This is a genomic window from Winogradskyella rapida (assembly GCF_042675845.1).
Taxonomy (GTDB): Bacteria; Bacteroidota; Bacteroidia; order Flavobacteriales; family Flavobacteriaceae; genus Winogradskyella; species Winogradskyella rapida.
Genome location: NZ_JBHTKM010000063.1, coordinates 154,697 through 176,412, shown reverse-complemented (window position 1 = coordinate 176,412; position 21,716 = coordinate 154,697). Strand labels below are relative to the sequence as shown.

21 protein-coding genes are annotated in these 21,716 nt (G+C 36.3%); 7 read left to right on the top strand and 14 right to left on the bottom strand.

Annotated features, from left to right (window positions below):
* Positions 1–21: 21 nt before the first annotated feature.
* Positions 22–468, bottom strand: a complete 447-nt coding sequence (locus ACFQ13_RS08295; RefSeq protein ID WP_386116131.1) for a lipocalin-like domain-containing protein — start codon at positions 466–468, stop codon at positions 22–24.
* Positions 465–1,544 (bottom strand): DNA replication/repair protein RecF, encoded by a 1,080-nt coding sequence (recF, locus tag ACFQ13_RS08290; RefSeq protein ID WP_114308944.1) that lies wholly within the window; start codon positions 1,542–1,544, stop codon positions 465–467. The genes ACFQ13_RS08295 and recF overlap by 4 nt, the downstream gene beginning before the upstream one ends.
* A 139-nt stretch (positions 1,545–1,683) precedes the next feature.
* Here recF and ACFQ13_RS08285 point away from each other — a divergent pair, with 139 nt between their 5' ends.
* The 7 genes from ACFQ13_RS08285 to ACFQ13_RS08255 all read left to right on the top strand — a co-directional run bounded on the left by ACFQ13_RS08285 (position 1,684) and on the right by ACFQ13_RS08255 (position 8,244).
* The gene (locus tag ACFQ13_RS08285; protein WP_386116128.1) at positions 1,684–2,457 is read left to right on the top strand and encodes a tetratricopeptide repeat protein; all 774 of its coding nucleotides are present in this window, start codon (positions 1,684–1,686) and stop codon (positions 2,455–2,457) included.
* Positions 2,458–2,460: 3 nt separating this feature from the next.
* The gene (gene ribH, locus ACFQ13_RS08280; protein WP_386116126.1) at positions 2,461–2,970 is read left to right on the top strand and encodes a 6,7-dimethyl-8-ribityllumazine synthase; all 510 of its coding nucleotides are present in this window, start codon (positions 2,461–2,463) and stop codon (positions 2,968–2,970) included.
* A gap of 418 nt (positions 2,971–3,388) precedes the next feature.
* Positions 3,389–3,697: a hypothetical protein gene (locus ACFQ13_RS08275; protein ID WP_114309685.1), complete on the top strand. Its 309-nt coding sequence runs from the start codon at positions 3,389–3,391 to the stop codon at positions 3,695–3,697.
* A complete protein-coding gene (gene mutL / locus ACFQ13_RS08270; protein ID WP_386116123.1) occupies positions 3,697–5,586 on the top strand; it encodes a DNA mismatch repair endonuclease MutL in 1,890 nt (629 codons plus the stop codon). The genes ACFQ13_RS08275 and mutL overlap by 1 nt, the downstream gene beginning before the upstream one ends.
* A gap of 3 nt (positions 5,587–5,589) precedes the next feature.
* A complete protein-coding gene (locus ACFQ13_RS08265; RefSeq protein ID WP_386116120.1) occupies positions 5,590–6,342 on the top strand; it encodes a rhomboid family intramembrane serine protease in 753 nt (250 codons plus the stop codon).
* A gap of 2 nt (positions 6,343–6,344) precedes the next feature.
* Complete coding sequence (locus ACFQ13_RS08260) at positions 6,345–7,217, top strand: rhomboid family intramembrane serine protease (protein ID WP_386116117.1); 873 nt, start codon at positions 6,345–6,347, stop codon at positions 7,215–7,217.
* Between the two features lie 4 nt (positions 7,218–7,221).
* Complete coding sequence (locus ACFQ13_RS08255; protein WP_386116114.1) at positions 7,222–8,244, top strand: endonuclease/exonuclease/phosphatase family protein; 1,023 nt, start codon at positions 7,222–7,224, stop codon at positions 8,242–8,244.
* Here the strand turns inward: ACFQ13_RS08255 and ACFQ13_RS08250 are convergent.
* The 12 genes from ACFQ13_RS08250 to udk form a co-directional block, all read right to left on the bottom strand.
* Complete coding sequence (locus tag ACFQ13_RS08250) at positions 8,230–8,544, bottom strand: DUF6122 family protein (protein WP_386116111.1); 315 nt, start codon at positions 8,542–8,544, stop codon at positions 8,230–8,232. The genes ACFQ13_RS08255 and ACFQ13_RS08250 overlap by 15 nt on opposite strands.
* 6 nt (positions 8,545–8,550) lie before the next feature.
* Positions 8,551–9,171, bottom strand: a complete 621-nt coding sequence (locus ACFQ13_RS08245; protein WP_386116109.1) for a WbqC family protein — start codon at positions 9,169–9,171, stop codon at positions 8,551–8,553.
* A 3-nt stretch (positions 9,172–9,174) separates the two neighbouring features.
* Positions 9,175–10,782: a signal peptidase I gene (lepB, locus tag ACFQ13_RS08240; protein WP_386116107.1), complete on the bottom strand. Its 1,608-nt coding sequence runs from the start codon at positions 10,780–10,782 to the stop codon at positions 9,175–9,177.
* A 113-nt stretch (positions 10,783–10,895) separates the two neighbouring features.
* Positions 10,896–11,597, bottom strand: coding sequence for a 4-hydroxy-tetrahydrodipicolinate reductase (gene dapB / locus ACFQ13_RS08235; protein WP_386116105.1), 702 nt, complete (start codon positions 11,595–11,597; stop codon positions 10,896–10,898).
* Position 11,598: 1 nt separating this feature from the next.
* Positions 11,599–12,186: a DUF5683 domain-containing protein gene (locus ACFQ13_RS08230; RefSeq protein ID WP_386116102.1), complete on the bottom strand. Its 588-nt coding sequence runs from the start codon at positions 12,184–12,186 to the stop codon at positions 11,599–11,601.
* Positions 12,176–13,078, bottom strand: a complete 903-nt coding sequence (locus ACFQ13_RS08225; protein ID WP_386116099.1) for a ParB/RepB/Spo0J family partition protein — start codon at positions 13,076–13,078, stop codon at positions 12,176–12,178. The genes ACFQ13_RS08230 and ACFQ13_RS08225 overlap by 11 nt, the downstream gene beginning before the upstream one ends.
* Positions 13,079–13,081: 3 nt before the next feature.
* Positions 13,082–13,849, bottom strand: a complete 768-nt coding sequence (locus ACFQ13_RS08220; protein WP_114308958.1) for a ParA family protein — start codon at positions 13,847–13,849, stop codon at positions 13,082–13,084.
* A 231-nt stretch (positions 13,850–14,080) separates the two neighbouring features.
* Positions 14,081–16,924, bottom strand: coding sequence for a M16 family metallopeptidase (locus ACFQ13_RS08215; protein ID WP_386116096.1), 2,844 nt, complete (start codon positions 16,922–16,924; stop codon positions 14,081–14,083).
* A gap of 317 nt (positions 16,925–17,241) precedes the next feature.
* Positions 17,242–19,365: a methylmalonyl-CoA mutase gene (gene scpA / locus ACFQ13_RS08210; protein ID WP_386116094.1), complete on the bottom strand. Its 2,124-nt coding sequence runs from the start codon at positions 19,363–19,365 to the stop codon at positions 17,242–17,244.
* A 54-nt stretch (positions 19,366–19,419) separates the two neighbouring features.
* A complete protein-coding gene (locus ACFQ13_RS08205; RefSeq protein ID WP_386116091.1) occupies positions 19,420–20,784 on the bottom strand; it encodes a methylmalonyl-CoA mutase subunit beta in 1,365 nt (454 codons plus the stop codon).
* Positions 20,777–21,103: an FtsB family cell division protein gene (locus ACFQ13_RS08200; protein WP_114308962.1), complete on the bottom strand. Its 327-nt coding sequence runs from the start codon at positions 21,101–21,103 to the stop codon at positions 20,777–20,779. The genes ACFQ13_RS08205 and ACFQ13_RS08200 overlap by 8 nt, the downstream gene beginning before the upstream one ends.
* Positions 21,103–21,708 carry a uridine kinase gene (udk, locus tag ACFQ13_RS08195; RefSeq protein WP_114308963.1) on the bottom strand — a complete coding sequence of 202 codons (606 nt, stop codon included), beginning with the start codon at positions 21,706–21,708 and terminating at the stop codon, positions 21,103–21,105. The genes ACFQ13_RS08200 and udk overlap by 1 nt, the downstream gene beginning before the upstream one ends.
* Positions 21,709–21,716: the final 8 nt, after the last annotated feature.

Below are 21,716 nucleotides of genomic sequence, written 5' to 3'. Positions count from 1 at the left end.
TATTTTACTATTGCGTTAGGGTCAATTTTGTAATGCGTCAGCGTTGTCTTCTTCCAAATCTAAACGAATAGGAGTATAACGTTTATACAAATATACATTTTCATCTTCATTAATAATTTTTAGCCGCTCCGGGCTGGCCTCTAAAATGGTTTCTTTCCATTGTGCATAAGGGGTGGTGTAGTAGATGTTTAATTCATCATTTTCAATACGTAACTCAATACGTTCCGCATCTGCAGAAGTGTAATACGTATCATTTAAACCGGGTTTAAGTTTTTTTCTAAACCCTTTTAAACTGTCATTAACACTAATAAAATCTATGGTTTCATTATAAGGATAGGTCTTTTTGCTTCCGTCTGCTAAGGTAACTTCTTCAATTTCCCAATAGCCTTGTAAATGCGCTATATGAGCTTCAGGGTGTTTAGAACAACTGCATAGAATGAGGCATAGGAGCCAAAAATAGGTTTTCATAATTTAAACATTTTATACGATTGGTGGGTTTGTTTTATTACATTTTCGGTACGTTCAGCATGGGTGTCACTGATAAAAATTTGCCCAAAGTGATCATCATCAACCAGGTTAATAATCTGTGCGACTCTGTTTTCATCGAGTTTATCAAAGATGTCATCTAAGAGTAAGATGGGCGATACACCACTTTGTTGTTTTATAAAATCGAATTGCGCTAATTTTAAAGCGATTAAAAAGGATTTTTGCTGCCCTTGACTTCCAAATTTCTTAATAGGAAAATCGTCAATTAAAAATACCATATCGTCTTTATGCGTCCCCACGCTAGTGTATTGAAGGGCCTTATCTTTGTTAATGTTTTTATGCAGTAAATCGATTAATTCACTATCAAACAAATCACTTTTATATTTAAGGTCAATGGCTTCTTTACTTTGACTAATGGCTTCGTAGCGCGCTTTAAAGATAGGGATGAAGGTCTTTAAAAAAGCATCTCGTTTTTTAAATATTTCTGTACCATAGCTATGAAGTTGTTCGTTATACACGGCTAAGGTATCGGCATTAAAGGTGTTATTAAGGGCGAAATATTTTAGTAAAGCATTTCGTTGACTTAAGACCTTATTATAATTAATAAGTTCTAATAAATAATATTTATCACTCTGAGAGATGACACTATCAATAAATTTTCGTCGGGTGTCACTTCCTTCTATTATAAGGTCGCGATCGGCTGGCGATATAATAACTAAAGGAATAAAACCAATATGCTCGCTAAATTTGTCATAAGCTTTAGCGTTTCGTTTAATGACCTTTTTTTGACCGCGTTTTAAAGAGACGATAATTTTTTCGGGACGATCATTTTTAGTGAAATTTCCATCGACAACAAAAAACTCAGCATTGTGGTTGATATTTTGAACCGCAATAGGATTAAAGTAACTTTTTCCGAAGGCTAAATGATAAATAGCATCTAATGCGTTTGTTTTTCCGATGCCATTAGCACCAACGAAGCAATTTATTTTGGCGTCGAAATCGAAAACCTGACTTTCAAAATTTTTGTAATTAACTAAAGATAGCGAGTTTAGATTCATGAAAAGGTAACGTTAGGCCTGTATTTACAGCTGTAAAGGCACATTTGAGCGAGTTATTAATTATTCAAAAATAACAAATAAATAGGCTTTTAAATCCCAATAAAAATTTTATTTTTGCGCACGCACAAAATGACACATTATGGCAACGTATAAGAAAAGAGGCTACAAACCGAAAACGAAAAAAGAGAAAGAGCAGGAAGAGATTATCGATGATAGTAACTCTACAACTGCTGAAGTATTTAATACTTTAGATGAAGGCGCTTCTAGAACTGAAGAGTGGGCCGTAGCAAACCAAAAATATATTTTAGGTATTGTAGGGGCTATTGCTGTAGTTGTTTTAGGATACTTAGGGTATAATAATCTTGTGGTAGAACCACAAGAGCGTGAAGCTATGAATGAAATGTACACCGCTAAAAAGTATTTTGACGATGCTGTTTCTGGTGTGTCTTCAGATTCACTTTACAGAATGGCTTTAGAAGGTGGCGAAGGTAAATACGGAATGTTAGATATTGCAAGTGAGTATAGCGGAAGTCCTGCGGCGAACTTAGCAAACTACTATGCTGGTATGGCTTACTTAAACTTAAAAGATTACCAAAATGCGATTACGTATTTAAGTGATTTCTCTAGCGATGATAAAATGTTAAGTCCTATTGCTAAAGGTGGTATTGGAGACGCTTTTATGCAATTAGAGCAACCTTCAGATGCTTTAGGGTATTATGAAGATGCATTTAAAGCTAACGATAACAATTTTACGACACCTATGTATTTAATGAAAGCTGCTAAAGTGGCTATCACTTTAGGTGAAAATGATAAGGCTTTAACATATTTAGAGCGTATTAAAACGGATTATTCTACGTCTACTGAAGCGAAGAATGTAGATGTTTTAATAGGAAAAGTAGAAGCAAGCTTGTAAGATATGGCAACGGCAAATCATAATTTATCGGCATACGATAAAGCAACAATCCCAAACGCGAAAGATTTTCGGTTTGGGATTGTTGTTTCAGAATGGAACGATGAAATCACCGAAGGTTTATGGCAAGGCGCATTTGATGCCTTAATAGACTGTGGTGCGGTAAAAGAAAATATAGTACGTTGGAATGTGCCAGGAGCTTTTGAGCTAACTTATGGTGCAGCACGTATGAGTAAAAGTATCTATCCTGAATCTGGAATGCTAGATGCTATTATTGTTATTGGTTGTGTAATTCAAGGTGAAACCAAACATTTCGATTTTGTATGCGAAGGCGTTACACAAGGGATCAAAGATCTTAATGTACAAGGTGACATTCCTGTTATCTTTTGTGTGCTTACTGACAATAACAAACAGCAATCTTTAGATCGCTCTGGAGGTATTCACGGAAACAAAGGTACGGAAGCGGGCATTGCAGCAATAAAAATGGCAGCCCTCCGAAAAGATTCAGCCTTATAGAATTAGCGCTATTTATAGGCTTTAAAACTTTAAAATAATCCACATCCTACGACATATGATGTGGATTATTTGGTTTTAGTCAACTGCCAAGACAGGCGTGGCATCCTTTTTGTTGATAATTTTAAGGTATCCTTAAGGAATTTTTCCTTGTATTTTCAGTACTTTTGAGATTCATCAAGTTAAATTAAGAGGTAGTTGTTTAAGCAGAGAAAAAATAAACGTTTTACATACAAATCTCAACTTCAGGATTCCGATAAAAGCAAGTCGAAAGACGACTTCGAAACCTTATGGAATGAAGCTAATGGTAGTAACAAACATCGTGGAAGTGTTTTAACGTCGTTACCCGCCTTAATTATTATATTAGTTTTAATTCTTGTTTTAATTTATGTCCTTGACGGATATATTAAATAAAGATATTATGGGACCAATAAAATTCACTTTAATAAAAAGACTGCCTAGAAATAAAAGGTTCAATTATACACCGCGATATTACGAAGGTAAAGATGGTGTAGAAGGGACCCAATATGCTTCTAAGTTTGATGCCTATGCCGAAACGTACAATAAAAACGACTTTTCAGGGCAGTGGCATGATAATAGAATTAAGCTAAGGAATCGTAATAACACTACCGGGTTTAATAGAACAATCTTAATTTTAATTGCCGTTTTTGTCTTAATCTTTTTGTTTATCATTGATTTTGACTTATCCATATTCTTCACCAATCGCTAATGTCAGATATTATTCAGCTTTTACCAGACCATGTTGCTAACCAAATTGCAGCAGGTGAGGTGGTACAACGTCCAGCTTCAGTAGTTAAGGAACTACTAGAAAATGCTATTGATGCTAATGCTACCGAAATAAAACTCATTATTAAAGATGCGGGTAAAACGCTTGTTCAGGTCATTGATAATGGCAAAGGAATGAGTGTTACAGATGCCCGATTAAGTTTTGAGCGCCATGCGACGTCTAAAATTAAATCTGCTGAAGATTTATTTTTGCTGAATACCAAAGGGTTCAGAGGCGAGGCTTTAGCAAGTATTGCAGCGATTGCTCATGTAGAATTGAAAACCAAACAAGTGGAAGACGATTTAGGGACCGCAATTGAGATTGAAGGCAGTGTAGTAAAAAGCCAAGAGGTTACCGTAACACCAACAGGAACTTCGGTGTCCGTAAAACATTTGTTTTTTAATATTCCTGCTCGTCGTAATTTCTTAAAATCAGATTCTGTAGAATTACGTCATATCACAGACGAATTTCATCGTGTCGCTTTGGCACATCCTAATATTGCATTTTCATTTTACCATAATGGCAGTGACATTTTTAATGTGCCACAAGAAAATTATAGGCAACGTGTCGTGCATATTTTTGGAACCAGAACCAATGAGAAATTGGTTCCTGTTGAAGAAGAAACCGAAGTATTAAAAATATCAGGCTTTGTTGGGAAACCCGAATTTTCTAAGAAGACCAAGTCAGAACAGTTCTTTTTTGTCAACCAACGTTTTATTAAAAGTCCGTATTTAAATCATGCGATCAATTCGGCCTATGATGGTTTGTTAAAAGATAGTTATCACCCTATTTATTTTCTTAATCTTACGGTAGATCCGAAAAGTATTGATATTAATATTCACCCGACTAAGACTGAAATAAAATTTGATGATGAACATACGCTTTATGCCATCTTAAGATCGGCTGTAAAGCACAGTTTAGGGCAATTTAATATTGCGCCAATTTTAGATTTTGACGATCAGGCAAATCATTTTAATACACCATACGATTATAAGGACAAACCTGTAGAAACGCCTGCTATTGAAGTAGATCGAACTTTTAATCCTTTTGCACAAGAAAAAATACCGGTATCACCTTTTTCTGGGAAATCGGTAGTGACAACAAAGCATTCGCAAACCGGATTTAAATCTTCAGGTTCAGGAAATTCTTGGGAGAGTTTGTATGTTGGTTTAGAATCTAAGAGTAATAACTCGGATTCTGAATTTAGCCAAATGACTTTTGAAAGTGAAGCCAAAGACAGTTCTATTTTTGATGAGGCCGCTATAGAAACCCGAAAGTCTACTTTTCAGCTGCAACAGAAATATGTGGTGAGTACTTTAAAATCGGGGATGCTTATTATAGATCAGAATAGAGCGCATCAACGTATTTTATATGAAAACTTCTTAAGGCATATTACCATAAAAGAAGCAACAAGTCAACAATTATTGTTTCCTTTAGAATTGCATTTCACACCGAATGAAATTGGTATTATTGAAGGCTTACAATCGGAATTAGAACATACAGGTTTTGTGTTTTCTGAAATGCAAGACAAAACCATAACCATTACAGGGGTGCCGGTTGGTGTTCCAGAGAGCGAAGTCTCTATGATTTTAGAGCAACTTATTAGTGATGTAGAGAATGATGTGCCAGACACCAATTTTAGTACTACGGATCTTTTGGCCAAGTCTATGGCGAAGAGTTTAGCGATAAAAAACGGCCAGTCTTTAAATAGTGCAGAACAAGAACATATGGTAAATAGTTTATTTGCCTGTAAAGAACCTAATGTGTCTCCTGCTAATAGGCCAACCTTTATTACTATGGCAGTAGACGAGATTGAAAAAAAATTCATGTAATTTATGAGACAAGGAATCACAGATGCTGTGAAGCATTTATTAATTATAAACGTGGTTATGTTCATAGGAACATTAGCCATAGGAAATGGAGAAGCCTTCTATCAATGGTTTGCGCTTTATTTTCCACAAAATCCAAATTTCCAACCTTGGCAGCTTTTAACCCACATGTTTATGCATGGTGGTTTTATGCATATTGCGTTTAATATGTTTGCTTTGTGGATGTTTGGTACGGCTGTAGAACAAATATTTGGCGCTAAGAAATTTGTGATTTTCTATTTGCTTTCTGGTTTTGGGGCGGCGTTAATTCAACTTGCTTTTTTATATTTTCAGTATAATTCAGGTCTAACAACCTTAATAGAGTCTGGTGCTTCACAGACTGAAATTGTAAGTATTTTAAGTGAAGGAAAATATAGTACAGCTTGGTTACCGCTTTTAGGCGATCAGTTTGATAGCTTTATAGGTGCTTTTAATGGTACCATGGTTGGGGCTTCAGGAGCTATAATGGGCGTTTTAGTAGCCTTTGGGATGTTGTTTCCGGAGTCTAAATTAATGCTCATTTTCTTACCGGTTCCTATTAAAGCAAAGTATTTTATTCCTGGAATTATAGCCTTAGATCTATTTTCGGCAATTTCTGGAAACTCTATATTTAGCCCAAGCAATACCGCATTTATGGCGCACGTTGGTGGTGCTTTAACAGGGTTTTTACTCATGTATTTCTGGAAGAAAAATGAAAACGATAAATACCGCTGGAATTAATTATGAGCGTTATTCAAGATTTAAAATATAAGTATAATAATCTCGATGTTTTTGGTAAAATCATCGCCATCAATGTGGTGGTATTTATCATTGCATTACTGTTTAAATCCTTATTAAGATTTCATCTTTTTGCTTATTTTGAATTGCCATCAGGGATCATGGATTTTCTCTTTCAACCTTGGTCTTTAATAACCTATGGATTTTTACACAATGGCCTATTCCATCTTGCCTTTAATATGTTATTTCTCTATTATCTATCGCAGGTCACGAGCAATTTGTTTCGTATTAAAATGGTTCTTAATATTTATTTTTTAGGAATTATTTTCGGAGGATTGGCTTATTTGGCTTATACCAATTTAATGCCTGCCTCTTTGCTAGGCGGTCAAGGCGTATTAGTTGGCGCTTCTGCAGGTGTTAGTGCTTTGTTGTTATTTGTAGCGGCCTATATGCCTAATAGTGAGATCCGATTGTTTAATATGTTTAATGTAAAGTGGAAACATATTGCGATGGTTATTGTGGGGCTCGATTTGTTTAGAATTATTTTAGGACTCAACCAAGGCGGCTATGTAGCACATTTAGGAGGATATGCCTTAGGCTATGTCTATGCTACAAAACTGGTAAAAGGTACGGATATTGGCGTAGGATTTGAACGTAGCATGGATTGGTTTATGACGCTTTTTAAACCGAAATCCAATTTAAAAACGGTTTATAAAAGTAAAGCTAAAAATAAAGCTAAACCTAAGACTAAAAAGGCCGCAAATCCGTTAGATAAGCAAAAGAAAATTGATGCTATCCTCGATAAAATTAGTAAGAGTGGTTATGAAAGTTTAACTGCAGAAGAGAAAGCATTTTTGTTTAAAGTAGGAAAAGATTAATTAGGTGAAGGGTTTAAGTCTATGGAGTAAAATTGTATTTCTCATCAATTCATTGGTGGCATTTCTACTGCTTATATCTTACGTTTTACCCTATATTCCTCCAAAAAGTTTTGCCTCATTATCCGTATTAAGTTTAGGCGTTCCTTTACTTATTATGTTCAATATTATCTTCTTTGTTTACTGGTTACTCAGAGTGCGTAAGCAGATGTTATTGTCTTTAATTGTGCTTCTTTTAGGGTGGAATTATATCAATTCCATGTATAAGTTTTCAGCTTCTGAAGCCATTGAAGACGAGGCTAACTTCTCTGTGATGTCATTTAACGTACGTCTTTTTAATCGGTTTGGTTGGTTGCCTAGAAAAACGGTAAAGCAAGATATTCTACAATTTATTAAAGAGGAGAATCCCGATGTTTTATGTCTTCAAGAGTATAGAAGTGGAGATCCTATAGATTTAAAAGGGTATTATAATTTTAATGCCAGGCAAACTAAAGGGGTAAAGTCCGGACAAGCTATTTTTTCTAAATTTCCTATTGTTAACTCTGGTTCTTTAGAATTTCCGAACACTTATAATAACGCCATCTTTGTAGATGTTGTAAAACAGAAAGATACCATTAGGCTCTATACCTTTCATTTGCAATCTTCAGGGATTCAGACTGACGTTGAAAAATTAAAGGAAGAAACTTCAGGACATTTGTTTAAGCAGGTAAGGTCAACATTTAAGACGCAGCAAGAGCAGGTGGAATTATTCTTGGCCCACAAAGCCAAGTCGCATTATAAAACCATTGTGACTGGTGATTTTAATAATACACCGTATTCATATATTTATAGAGTTGTTAAGGGAGATCATTTTATTGATACGTTTGAAGAAGCCGGAAATGGTTTCGGAAAGACCTATAACTTTAAGTATTTTCCTATGCGGATCGATTTTATTTTGGCCGATAAAGATTTTACTGTGAATGGCTTTAAAACTTACGACCTAAAGCTATCGGATCATTACCCAATTAAAACAACTTTAAAACTGCATTAACCAACAATCTACGGTATCTGCGAGGATATGAATGGTTAATCCAAGCCCTATAAGTCGTGTGGCCTTCGGAAATAATAATAGAATATATAAGGCTATAGCGTAGTAGGAGTGAAGCGGATGAAAATTAATACTGCAACGTCCAGGGTGAAAAATAGGAGTTGCTAATAAATGATCTAAATCAATGAGCATCCCCAACAACATAATACCATAAGCTTTTAGCCAATGTGTTTTAAAAAAACACAAAGCTACCACTAAAGGAAGTCCGAAGTGTATACCGTAATGAATAAGCGGTTGAAGCATGCAGATTTAAATAAGAACGATATCTTGTCGTTTTAAATATAAGGCGGTATTAGGACCTTCGTTAAATAAAAGATCTAATATACTGAGATTAGAAATAAACCCGTGCTTTTCGGTAAAAACTTGGGTATACGGCTCTAAAGTGTTCAGCTTGGTATTACGTTTTACTAAGGCTCTGTAATCTGTGGTGTTTTCGGGCGATTTGCTAAACGTTTCTGTAAGATTAGGGTTTAAATCTAACTCCATGGCGTCTACTATCAACTCGAAGCATTTCAGATTAAAATCTAAAATATAGTCAAACTGAGTTTCAAAGAGCGGCATTAAATCGTCTATATAGAATTCAAAAAAAGGCGACATTCTATAGGCCGATAATAGCGATTTTAAATGCAATTGTTGCCATTGTTCTTCATTGGCAATTTTTACATCTTTATAGTACTGTCTGTTTTTTTGACTGTAACTCACCGGAACCGTTAATGCTAACTTTCCATTGGCGCCATAAATTTCTACTCGATTTCGGTAGGATTGCTTTTGGTAGTTATCACTCACTTCAAAATTTAAAACATCAGCCTTTAGCATCGCACAAAAATGTACGATGTTAGGAAAACAAGTGGGGTATAATAAGGTGTTCAAAATCTAGCTTTCTTTAGACTTTTTCTTTTTTCTCCATTTGTTATAACCTGTTAATCCTAAGACTAAGATTAGAAATGGTATAAGGTAAGAGGTACGTTCTGGTCCACCACTTACGGTAGTGAATATACGATCCCAACGGAATTTCCAGTTTTTTAAACCATCATTAATTCCATCAATACTCATCCAAATAAATACGGGCTTACCAAAAATGTGATCGTTAGGAACAAAACCCCAATAACGACTGTCAATAGAGTTGTGTCTGTTATCTCCCATCATCCAATAATAATCTTGCTTAAAGGTGTAAGAGGTTGCGGGTTGGTCGTCAATAAGAATTTGATTACCGCGGGTAACAACCTTATGGCCTTCATATTCTGCAATAGCACGTTTATAAATTGAAATGTTTTCAGTAGTTAATTGTACGGTACCACCAGCTTTAGGAATCCACATAGGACCAAAGAAATCAGAATTCCAGTTGTAATTAGGATCTCTTGGGAAGATGAGGTCTCTTTCGCCTTTAACTTGTTTTATAGGCGCTACAGCGGCCACTTCAGGATGTAATTTTAATTGAGCGATCGCTTCGTCGGTCGCCGCAGGAACGATATAAGCCAATTCGGCAGAACCATATCTTGGGAAATCTGTAATATCATATTTTTTAAAGATTTCGTAGATGCGTGCAGGTTGTAACTGACGTTTAAACGTAACTTCATAAGAAAATTGAAGGTGGGCACGAGGTGGTAATTCATTTTGTTTCCCATTGATGTAAACATAACCATCTCTAATTTCTAAGGTATCACCAGCGACACCAACACAACGTTTTACTAAGTTGGTCTTTTTATCTATTGGCTTATAGTAATTACGGTCTGGATTAAAATTATTCATATCCAGTAATGTATCGGCGGGTTGATTAAAAACCACAATATCATTACGTTCTACGTTTTCAAAACCTGGTAATCTTAAAAAAGGCAACTGAAGTTTATTGATCCAAGAGCTGTTTCTTTCTTCAAAATTATCATCAAATAAGTACGATTTTTTTCCGATCACCGGAATGGTATCATGAACCATAGGGGCACCAACTGTCGTCATAGGGACTCTTGGGCCGTAATGTAATTTACTAACGATAAGGAAATCACCAACAAGAAGTGATTTTTCTAAGGACGACGATGGAATGACAAAAGGTTGAAAGAAATAGGTATGTACAATCGTAGCCGCTACAATAGCAAACAAAATAGAGGTAATCCATTCTCCTGTAGAGGTCTTCGGTTTAAGTTCGCGATCTTCTATGTATTGAACATCGGCAACATAATTAAGATAATAAAGGTAGAAGCCTAAAGTAACAATACATAATAGCGCATCTAACTTACTGTCTTTTCCGTAAGCACGAGCGGTTTCTACCCAAGCCGCAGGAATCATAACAAGGTTAACAATAGGTAAGAACATTAAAATTACCCACCACCAAGGGCGCGAAATTATTTTCATTAACACTACAGCGTTATAGACCGGGATAAAAGCTTCCCATGCTTGCCTACCGGCTTTAATATATAATTTCCAGGTTCCTAAACCGTGAATAACTTGTAATATGAGTATAAAAATAAACCACTGTGTCCAGCTCATAATATTTTGTTTTGTCTAATGTAAAAAACTAAATGAATATATCGTTATAAGATATTTAAAATTCATTTTTAGGGATTGAAAAATAGGGTATTGTGTTTCTAAAGGGCGGTCAATTAACCAATGTTTAACACATCTTTCATGGTAAATATACCATGTTTGTCCTTTATCCATTCGGCAGCAATAACGGCACCCATTGCAAAGCCTTGACGACTATGAGCGGTATGGCAAATACTAATGGTATCAATCTCTGATTTGTATGTAATTTCATGCGTTCCAGGAACGCCTTCAATACGTTTAGCTTCAATATGAATTTCATCTGCTTTAGGAGCTTCTAAAGTCCAATTGTTATACCTTGTTTCTTCAATAATATCTTCTGCTAAAGTAATGGCTGTACCACTTGGTGCATCTAATTTTTGGGTGTGGTGGGTTTCTACCATTTCTGCCGTGTACTCCGAAAAACCAGACATTAGGGTACTTAATCGTTTGTTAAGCTCAAAAAAGAGATTAACCCCTAAACTGAAGTTAGAGGCGTAAAGAAATGTCCCTTGATGTTCCTTACAATATGCTGTGATGGTATCGTATTGGTCTAGCCAACCTGTAGTTCCAGAAATAACAGGAACTCCCGCATCAATGGCTAACTTAATATTGGCAACGGCTGCAGATGGGATACTAAAATCTATGGCCACATCGGCTTCTTCAAGATTAGTGATAGAAGCGGTATCTTTTACTTTTAAAATAATATCGTGTTGGCGTGCAATAGCAATGGTTTCAATACTTTTTCCCATTCTACCATAACCGAGTAAAGCTATTTTCATGTTAAAATTTAAAATTAAGTGTAAGGCCTAAGTCCGACGAGTTTTCCAATTCATTGTACTGATAATGTGGACTAAGGCTTAAGTTTTCATCAACATTAAATTGAAGCAAGTGCGCATCAATATTAGCATCGAGGATATTTAAAGCATATAAGCCTAAGGTAATTAAGGCTGACATTTCTTTGTTACGTCTAAATTGTTCTTGTGCTCTAATAAGACCATCGTCCGAGATTAACCCATAGAATTCATCATCTGTATACCCCGCTAAACGCCTTTTATAGGCATCTCTATAACGGTCAAACTGTTTGTCGTTTCTAGTATAAAAATAAATCCCTGTCCCTATGGCACCCCAAACAATCGGAATTTTCCAATACCTCTTGTTGTAAGCCTGTCCTAACCCTGGGAGAATAGCAGAATAAAATGCTGCTTTTGAAGGACGTAGCGGATCAATTTCTTTTTTAATTAAAGTATCGCTAATAATAAAAGGACTTTTGTCTTTAGCAATACTGGTGCTGTCTTTTTCTTGTTGAGAAAAGGATAGGCATACTGAGAATAAGCAAAAAACAAGCGTATAAAAACATTTATTTGTCACGCTGAACTAATTTTTTAATGCGGTTGAAATCTTCTTCAGAATGAAATGGGATGGTAATTTTTCCACTTCCACTCTTAGTGACTTTAACATCGATTTTATGACCAAAATATTCAGAAAAATCTTTGACTCCTTTTTTAATGTGCTTCGGAATTTCAAAGGCTTTGGTTTCGGGTTTATCAGGCGTATCTGAATTGAGGTTTTTAATGAGTTGCTCTGTGGCTCTCACGGATAACTTATGGGTGATGATTTTTTCATACACTTCAAGTTGATCTACAGCACTTTCAATATTAACCATAGCTCTTCCGTGGCCCATACTTATAAAACCATCACGCATTCCGGTTTGAATAATAGGATCTAACTTTAACAAGCGTAGGTAATTGGCAATCGTAGAACGTTTTTTACCCACACGTTCGCTCATTTGCTCTTGTGTGAGTTGAATTTCGTCTATTAAACGTTGGTAAGACAATGCAATTTCAATAGGATCTAAGTCTTGACGTTGAATGTTCTCTACCAAGGCCATTTCTAAAGACTCTTGGTCGTTAGCAATACGAATATAAGCCGGTACGGTTTCTAAACCAATAAGTTTAGACGCTCTAAAACGACGCTCTCCAGAGACCAGTTGAAATTTATTAAAGGCAAGTTTTCTAACCGTTATAGGTTGTATCACACCCAACTCGCGAATAGATGAAGCAAGCTCCTTTAACGAATCTTCATTAAAATTAGTTCTTGGTTGAAAAGGGTTAACTTCAATACTTTCAATATCAAGTTCTACAATATTACCCACAACTTTGTCTGCGTTGTTGTCTTCTGCAGAGTTGATATCATTTTCAGGATCTTTCAGAAGTGCTGAAAGCCCGCGACCTAATGCTTGTTTTTTAGTTGCCTTCGCCATGTATTATAATTCATTTTTATTGATAAGCTCTTTTGCTAAGCTTAAGTAATTCACTGCTCCTTTACTGGCAACATCATAATTAATAATGCTTTCACCATAACTTGGTGCTTCGCCTAAACGAACATTTCGTTGTATAATGGTTTCAAAAACCATGTCACTAAAGTGTTTTTGTACTTCTTCTACCACTTGATTAGATAGGCGTAAACGCGAATCGTACATGGTAAGCAATAAGCCTTCTATGTCTAACGTAACATTGTGTATCTTTTGTACACTTTTAATAGTATTTAACAGTTTTCCTAAGCCTTCGAGTGCAAAATATTCACATTGAATAGGAATAATAACAGAATCTGCAGCGGTTAGCGCATTTAAAGTTAATAAGCCTAAAGAAGGGGCACAGTCAATTAAAATATAATCGTAATCCGATTTCAGATCGTGAATGGCTTTTTTCAGCATATATTCACGTGCTTCTTTATCTACAAGTTCTATTTCAATAGCAACAAGGTCAATGTGAGCCGGTAAGACATCGACATTGGGCGCATTAGAAGGAACAATAGCCTCCTTTGCCGTTGCCGTATGTTCTAAGACTTGATACGAACCAATCTCTATAGCTTCTACGTCTAAACCTAAACCAGAACTGGCATTGGCCTGAGGATCCGCATCTATAAGAAGTACCTTTTTCTCTAGCGCTCCTAAAGAAGCCGCTAAATTCACTGAGGTCGTTGTTTTACCTACGCCTCCCTTTTGATTTGCTATTGCAATGATTTTACCCATTTTATCTTCGGATTCAATTTATATCTCGTTATGTGAACTTACGAAACTTATAAGAAAGTCTCCGCTAAGCAGCAAAAACGTTACGTCTTAGTCTTCTGTTATACCATAATAAGTTTACGGTAAAAATACGATTATTTACGACTTTAAGAAATTGAAGTTGTTAACACTTATTGAAAACAAAACAGCCTTCCCAAAGTTAGGGGAAGGCTGTGCTTTTAAAGGCTTAGTTTGTTATTTTTCAGGGTTATGGATTCCTGTAATATGACCTTGGGTTAAATATTTTTTCGCCACTTGGTGCAAATCGGCAACTGTTAAATTGTTGACAGCCTCTTCAAAATTTAAAATTTTCTGAGCATCTTTTTTGCGGTAATCGGCATCTTTTAATTGTCTTACCCAAAAACGGTTGGTCTTTAAATCTTCTTTGTAATCTAGTATTTGGGCTTTTTTTACTTTTTCTAAGTCCTTTTCTGTTGGGCCATCTTTTATTAATTGGTCTACCTCATTTAAGGTGGCTGTAATAAGTTTATCTACATTTTCTGGTCCACACGGAAAACTAATATTAAACCTGAACCAGTCGTAAGGCATATGGCTGATGCTTGCACTAGCGCCTGCACCATAAACTCCGCCTTCTTCTTCACGTAGTTTTTCAATTAATTTAATGGTTAACACTTCAGCTAAACTCTTTAAAGCATGGGCTTCCTTTTCATTGTAATCTGTAGGGCCGTGATAGGTAATACGTACGGAACTTTTAGGATCTTCCCCTTTTTCGATAACCTTTTTATGGCTTCCTGTAAGTGGTCTGTAATCACTTATTTTATAGGTTTCATTTCTGTTTATAGCGGGTAAGCTAGCTAAATAGGTTTCGGCTAAAGTGGCTAATTTTTCTTCATCAATATTACCTACAAAATAGAAGTGGAAGTCACTAGCATCGGCAAAGCGTTCTTTGTATTTTTCGTAAGCTAGACTGTAATTGGCCTTATCCATAGCTTCTGCGGTAGGGAATCCTGTATATCTTGGATTTTTACCATAGATGAATTCTGAAAGTCGATTTTGAAAGTAAAACTGTGGACTCGATAAAAGATTTCCTAAAAATGCTTTTTGCTTTTCAATATAACTTTTAAAAGCCTTTTCATCTTTGTTAAGCGCCGTAAAGTAAAGGTGTGTGAGCTGAAACAGAGTTTCTAAATCTTTAGGCGTAGTATTCCCAGTAAAGCCTTCGCTGTATGTCGCAATTGAGGGTCTTACATTTGCAATTTTACCCGACATCATTTTACCTAATTCCACTTTATTAAAGCCGTTTACACCAGCTTCCGTAAGACCACCGTTGGCATTGACCGTAGCTTTATAATCTTCAGTACTATAAAGAGAGTTACCGCCATAGCTGAAGGCTTCAAATAAAATTTCATCATTTTTAAAGTCTGTTTTTTTGTAGGTCACGGTTGCCCCATTGCTAAGTGTTAAGGTGGTAGTTCCTAAAACAGTATCAGTTTTAGAGTCAGTAATTTGGCCTTTTTTAGGCATTTCTGAGAGTAAAGATGTGGCTACCGTTTTGTCTTCATAAGGTTTTAGTTCCATCGTTTTTACGTTGTCTAATAATTCTAGAACTTCGGCTTCGGTTACCTTTTTAAGGCCTTCTTTCTCTGGCCCTGTCATAATTACAACCCGGTTGTCTTCTTTAATATAGCTATTAATCAATGTATTTACTTCTTCTAAGGTAATGGTTGGAAGTTGCGAATTCATAAAGGCATAGCGCCACTCCATACTAGGAATAGGATTTTGTTCTAAATAATGATCGACATAGCGCCCAACAATACGATTAGATTCCATTTTGTCTCTGTCCTTATAGGCACGTTCCATATTGGCAATTAAATCTTTTTTGGCACGCTTAAATTCTTCTTGAAAAAATCCATGCTGACGTACACGTTCATTTTCAACTAATAAGGTTTTTAAGGCTTCTAATTGTCCTGTAGGACTGGTCATTGCGGTAGACTGAAAAGCATTTTTGGTTCGGGCATAGGTGCCGCCGTAATAAGTGAAACCGTAAACGAAAGGTGGGTTGTCACCGTTTCTTAATTCGTCTAAGCGGTTATTAATCATTTGAGAAAATAAATTCTCGACCATGGACGTTCTGTAATCCTTATAAGTTTGATCTGGTGTCTTATTCACCTTATCTTTAAACAATAACCTAACGTTAGAAAATGGCGCTTCTTTATCCGATTCAATAGCAATAAAGGTTTCCTTGTGGTTAGGGAGATCAAATGAAGGTCGAGGCTTAGAATTTTCAGGATTTTTTATAGCACTAAAATGGGATTTAATTTTTGCTTCTAGAGTTGCAATATCAATATCGCCAACGGCAATAATAGCCATTAAATCGGGTCTGTACCAGTCTTTGTAAAAGCGTTTTAAACTTTCATAATCAAAGGTTTCTAAGTTTTCTTTAGTGCCAATAGGAAGGCGTTCTGCATACATTGAGCCGTGCATCATTTTAGGTAAATACTTTTGCATCATGCGCTCATCGGCACCTTTTCCTAAACGGTATTCTTCTAAAACAACGCCACGTTCATTATCAATTTCTTCATCCGTAAGTAAGGCATTATGTGCCCAGTCTTCAATGATTTGAAACCCTTTTTCTAATTTTTCAGGATCATCGCTAGGTATCGGTAAAATGTATACGGTTTCATCAAAACCCGTGTAAGCATTTAAGTGGGCTCCAAACTTAACACCAATACTTTGTAGGTAATCTACTAATTCATTTTTTTTAAAATTCTTTGTACCGTTAAAATTCATATGCTCCATAAAATGGGCAAGCCCGAGTTGATCTTCTGTTTCCAAGATAGAACCGGCATTAATAACTAATCTTAATTCTACTTTGTTTTCAGGCTTCGGGTTATTTTGAATGTAATAGGTAAGGCCGTTGTCTAAAACTCCTGTTTTGACATTCGGATCTGTAGGAATAGGTTGAGTGGGATTGTATTCTAGTGGAGGTTCTACGGTCGTTTTTGAGGTTTGCGCTTTTAAAGTAAGAGTCATTAAAAAGCAGAACGATAAAATGGAATTAAGAACTAATTTTTTCATTGATTGATGGTTTAAATGAATACTTTATGAAGTTCTAAATTATAGATAATTTACTGTTAATTAAAAGATTAACGTAAATTTAACGGAAAGCTTTTTTAAAATTTAAGGCTTCGGAATTGTTTTTCGGTCACATAAAATGAGTGTGAACTAACCCTGTAATTTCTTTTGGGTTGTTGTTCCTTTTTACGGCGAAACTCTACGGTACTGTGCGGTTTTAAAGGGTAGGGCATTTCTGAAGAGAATGACCACATTAGGAAATTCTCTTCGGAAAATACGAGTAAAATTTAAAGCTTAATTTTATTAAACGTGAATTGGGATTAGGCCATAAGAATTTCTAAAATCTCAATAGCAGCATCACTAATTTTAGTCCCAGGACCATAAACAGCTACCGCGCCCGCATCATAAAGATATTGGTAATCTTGTTTAGGGATAACGCCACCCACAATAACCATGATATCCTCACGACCGTAGGTTTTAAGTTCTGCGATGACCTGTGGTACAAGGGTTTTATGTCCGGCAGCTAAAGAAGAAATTCCTAAAATATGAACATCGTTTTCAATGGCTTGTTTTGCGGCTTCTTTAGGCGTTTGAAATAGCGGTCCAATATCCACATCAAAACCAACATCGGCATAACTTGTTGCAATTACTTTAGCTCCTCTATCGTGGCCATCTTGTCCCATTTTGGCAATCATTATACGAGGTCTTCGGCCATCTTGAGCCGCAAACTCATCGGCTAAGTCTTTTGCTTTTTGGAAACTTTTATCGTCTTTAATTTCTTTACTATACACGCCTGAAAAGGATTTAATTTGTGCTTTATACCTGCCGAATTCCGCTTCTAAAGCATCACTTATTTCTCCTAAAGTGGCTCTTTTTCTTGCGGCATCTATGGCTAAAGCTAATAAATTTTCCTGACCTGTTTTAGCAGCATGAGTTAATTTTTCTAAGGCCTTATTAACGGCTTCCGTTTCGCGTTCCGCTTTAATTGTATTTAAACGTTCTATTTGTTGTAATCTAACAGATTGGTTATCGACCTCTAAAGTAGAAATAGGATCTTCTTCAGAAAGACGGTACTTATTAACGCCAACAATAATATCTTGCGCAGAGTCAATTCGGGCTTGCTTTCTTGCCGCCGCTTCTTCAATACGTAGTTTTGGAATTCCCGCTTCAATAGCCTTGGTCATACCACCTAAAGCTTCCACTTCTTCAATTAATTCCCAGGCTTTTTCTGCAATATCAGCCGTTAGTTTTTCAACATAATAACTTCCTGCCCAGGGGTCTACCGTTTTTGTAATATGGGTTTCTTCTTGAAGGTAAATTTGCGTGTTTCTTGCAATTCGAGCAGAGAAATCTGTAGGCAAGGCGATGGCCTCATCTAAGGCGTTGGTATGTAAACTTTGCGTCCCTCCAAAGGCTGCTGCGGAGGCTTCAATACAGGTACGAGCCACATTATTAAAAGGGTCTTGCTCAGTTAAACTCCAACCAGAGGTCTGGCAATGGGTTCTTAAGGCTAGCGATTTTTGGTTTTTGGGTTGAAAGGGTTTTACCAACTTGGCCCAAAGCATTCTAGCAGCTCTCATTTTTGCTATTTCCATAAAATGATTCATGCCAATAGCCCAAAAGAAAGAGAGGCGAGGCACAAAGGTATCTATATCCATACCGGCATCTAACCCTTTTCTAATATATTCTATTCCATCGGCCAAAGTATAAGCCAATTCTATATCGCAGGTGGCACCCGCTTCTTGCATGTGATAGCCCGAAATACTAATGCTATTAAATTTAGGCATGTTCTGACTGGTGTATTCAAAAATGTCAGAGATAATTTTCATGGAGGGTGTTGGTGGATAGATATAGGTGTTTCGTACCATAAATTCCTTGAGAATATCATTCTGAATGGTTCCGGAGAGGGCTTTCATGTCAACACCTTGTTCTTCTGCAGCCACGATATAAAAGGCCATGATAGGAAGAACAGCACCGTTCATGGTCATGGAAACCGACATTTTATCGAGAGGAATTTGATCGAAAAGAATTTTCATATCCTCTACAGAATCTATAGCTACTCCGGCTTTACCAACATCACCAACCACACGCTCATGATCGGAGTCGTAACCCCTATGTGTAGCCAAATCAAAAGCAACAGACAATCCTTTTTGTCCGGCCGCAAGATTACGTCTGTAAAACGCATTACTCTCTTCTGCGGTTGAAAATCCAGCATATTGTCTTATGGTCCAAGGTCGTCTTACATACATGGTGGAATATGGCCCTCTTAAATTTGGCGCGATACCCGCTACAAAATTAAGATGGTCTAAATCCTTGAGATCCGCCTTGGTATACGTTGGCTTGATGTAAATATCCTCAGCCGTTTTAAAATCTTGAGATGAATCTTGCGTCAAAGATGGAGCTTCGGTGTTAAGCGTAATATGTTGAAGGTTTTTTCTTGACATAAGAGGAGTTATTTTTTAATACAATTGCAACTAAAGCTGTTTTGGTCTTTAGTCTTATTCTTTGTGGAGACGGTTTATTTCTAAGGCTTCAGCAAGTCGCTTCTGGATCACAGGTTCTATTAAGGTCTTGCGTTTTTCAACCTTAAGAAAGGGCTGTTTTTCAAGATTGTCTTTCATCTTGTCGTCCCAATTAGGGTGTCTGTTCGTTCCCAATAATACAAGGTTTTCGGCATTAAAATCGGCCTGTTCCTTTGCAGCACTTTCTTTAATCTTTCTTTGGATGGTGCCTTCTTTTAATTGCTTTAAAAATCCGCCATTGGCTTCTAAAGTTTTAAATATTCCGAGGGCATTTTCAGCAAGTTGTGTCGTTAATCGTTCTATATAATAAGCGCCATCAGCAGGGTTATTCACCTTATCTAAATAGCTTTCATTTTTTAAAATTAACAGTTGGTTTCTCGCAATACGTTCGCCAAATTCATTGGAATGGTGAAAAAGCGCATCATAAGCCGTGTTATAAACCACATCAGCACCGCCCAAAACAGCACTCATACACTCTGTAGTGGTACGTAACATGTTCACGTTATAATCATAAATCGTTTTGTTACGAAGGCTAGGGATAGCCGTGATGGTGCAATTGGTATTAACGTCATAGGCTTTGGCTAAACTTTCCCAAAGTTGACGCAGCGCTCTAATTTTTGCCATTTCAAAGAAATAATTAGAGCCCACAGCCACATGAAATCTTACATCGAGCTTCTGTTTTTCTTCTGCGTTAAGTACAGTATCCAAATGGTTTAGATATTCATTGGCATGGGCAAGCCCGTAAGCCAATTGTTGTACCATAGTAGCACCGGCATTTTGGTAGGTTTCAAGATCAATATTAAGTTGCCCAAAGGTTTTAACCAGGCTTTCAAATTGTTGCTGATCTTTTTTTAAATTTTGATACCAATTTCCTGTCTTTGCTAAATGCCCAATAATGTCCGTTCGTACATTTACATTTGGAGATTTAGGGCATTGTTTTATTAGCGTTTCAGCGTCTAAAGATTCACAAGAAATAGTTACAGATACCGTATTGAAATCTATATCAAATAGAAGATCTTGAATGGCAACCTCTGAAGAAGTCATATGAAACAAGATATGATTGGCTCCTCTTGTAATAGCCTCTAAAGCTTTTGTATTAGCGGCTTCGGCAGCTTTAACCGTGATGACCTGTCCAATTTTCCAACGCGTGGCTTTACTCTTAGAAATAGGAGGTAAGGTTGAAAACTCATCGGCATGGTAAAAGGGTTTGACGTTGATATCTTCTTTGGTTTTCCAAATGAGGGTATCATTATAGTCAGCCCCTTTAAGATCCATTTGAATCTTTTGTTTCCAGGCTTTTGAAGAGACGGCCTCAAATGTATGAAATAAGGATTTACTCATCTTGTTTTTGTTTCGCTATACTGTCTTCGTACTCTATGATGAAAATATCCTCGTTCGGTTTTTTCATATAATAGGTTTCACGAGCGGTACGTTCTATACCTTCATCAGTACTTAATTCTTTAATGGCTTTGTTGTCTTTAGCCATTTCATTTCGGTAATGCTCTTTTTGATATTCGAGCTCATCAATATCACTATTAAGCTCATGGTGAAACAACCATGAATGGGCATCAAAAAATAACATCCAAACCGTGAATACAATAAGAACAATGACATAGATGTTCTTAAAAGGTTTAAGATATTTATTATTGAATTTTCGCATTATAATCGTTCGTTAATAATCGTTTTCACTATGTCTACAGCAACGGTGTTGTATTTATTGTTTGGTATAATGATATCAGCATATTCTTTCATCGGTTCTATAAACTGCTGATGCATTGGTTTTAATGTTGATTGGTAGCGTTGCAATACTTCATTAATATCTCTTCCGCGTTCTGTTATATCGCGTCTTAATCGTCTAATTAGGCGTTCATCAGAATCGGCATGCACATAGATTTTTATATCAAAAAGATCGCGGATTTCAGAATGAGATAAGATTAAGATCCCTTCAACAATCATCACCTTTCTAGGACGGGTAACAATCACGTCTCCAGTACGGTTATGTTTTACAAAGGAATACACAGGTTGGTCAATGCTTTTTCCTTTTTTTAAGTCTTCGAGGTGTTCTTTTAATAAATCGAAATCTATAGATCTTGGGTGATCAAAATTGATCTTCACACGTTCTTCAAAACTTAAATGCGAGGTATCTTTGTAGTAAGAATCTTGCGAAATAACGCCGACTTCTCCTTCAGGGAGTTCATTTAAAATGGTGTTAACTACCGTTGTTTTTCCACATCCTGTACCACCAGCAATTCCTATTATAAGCATATTTAATT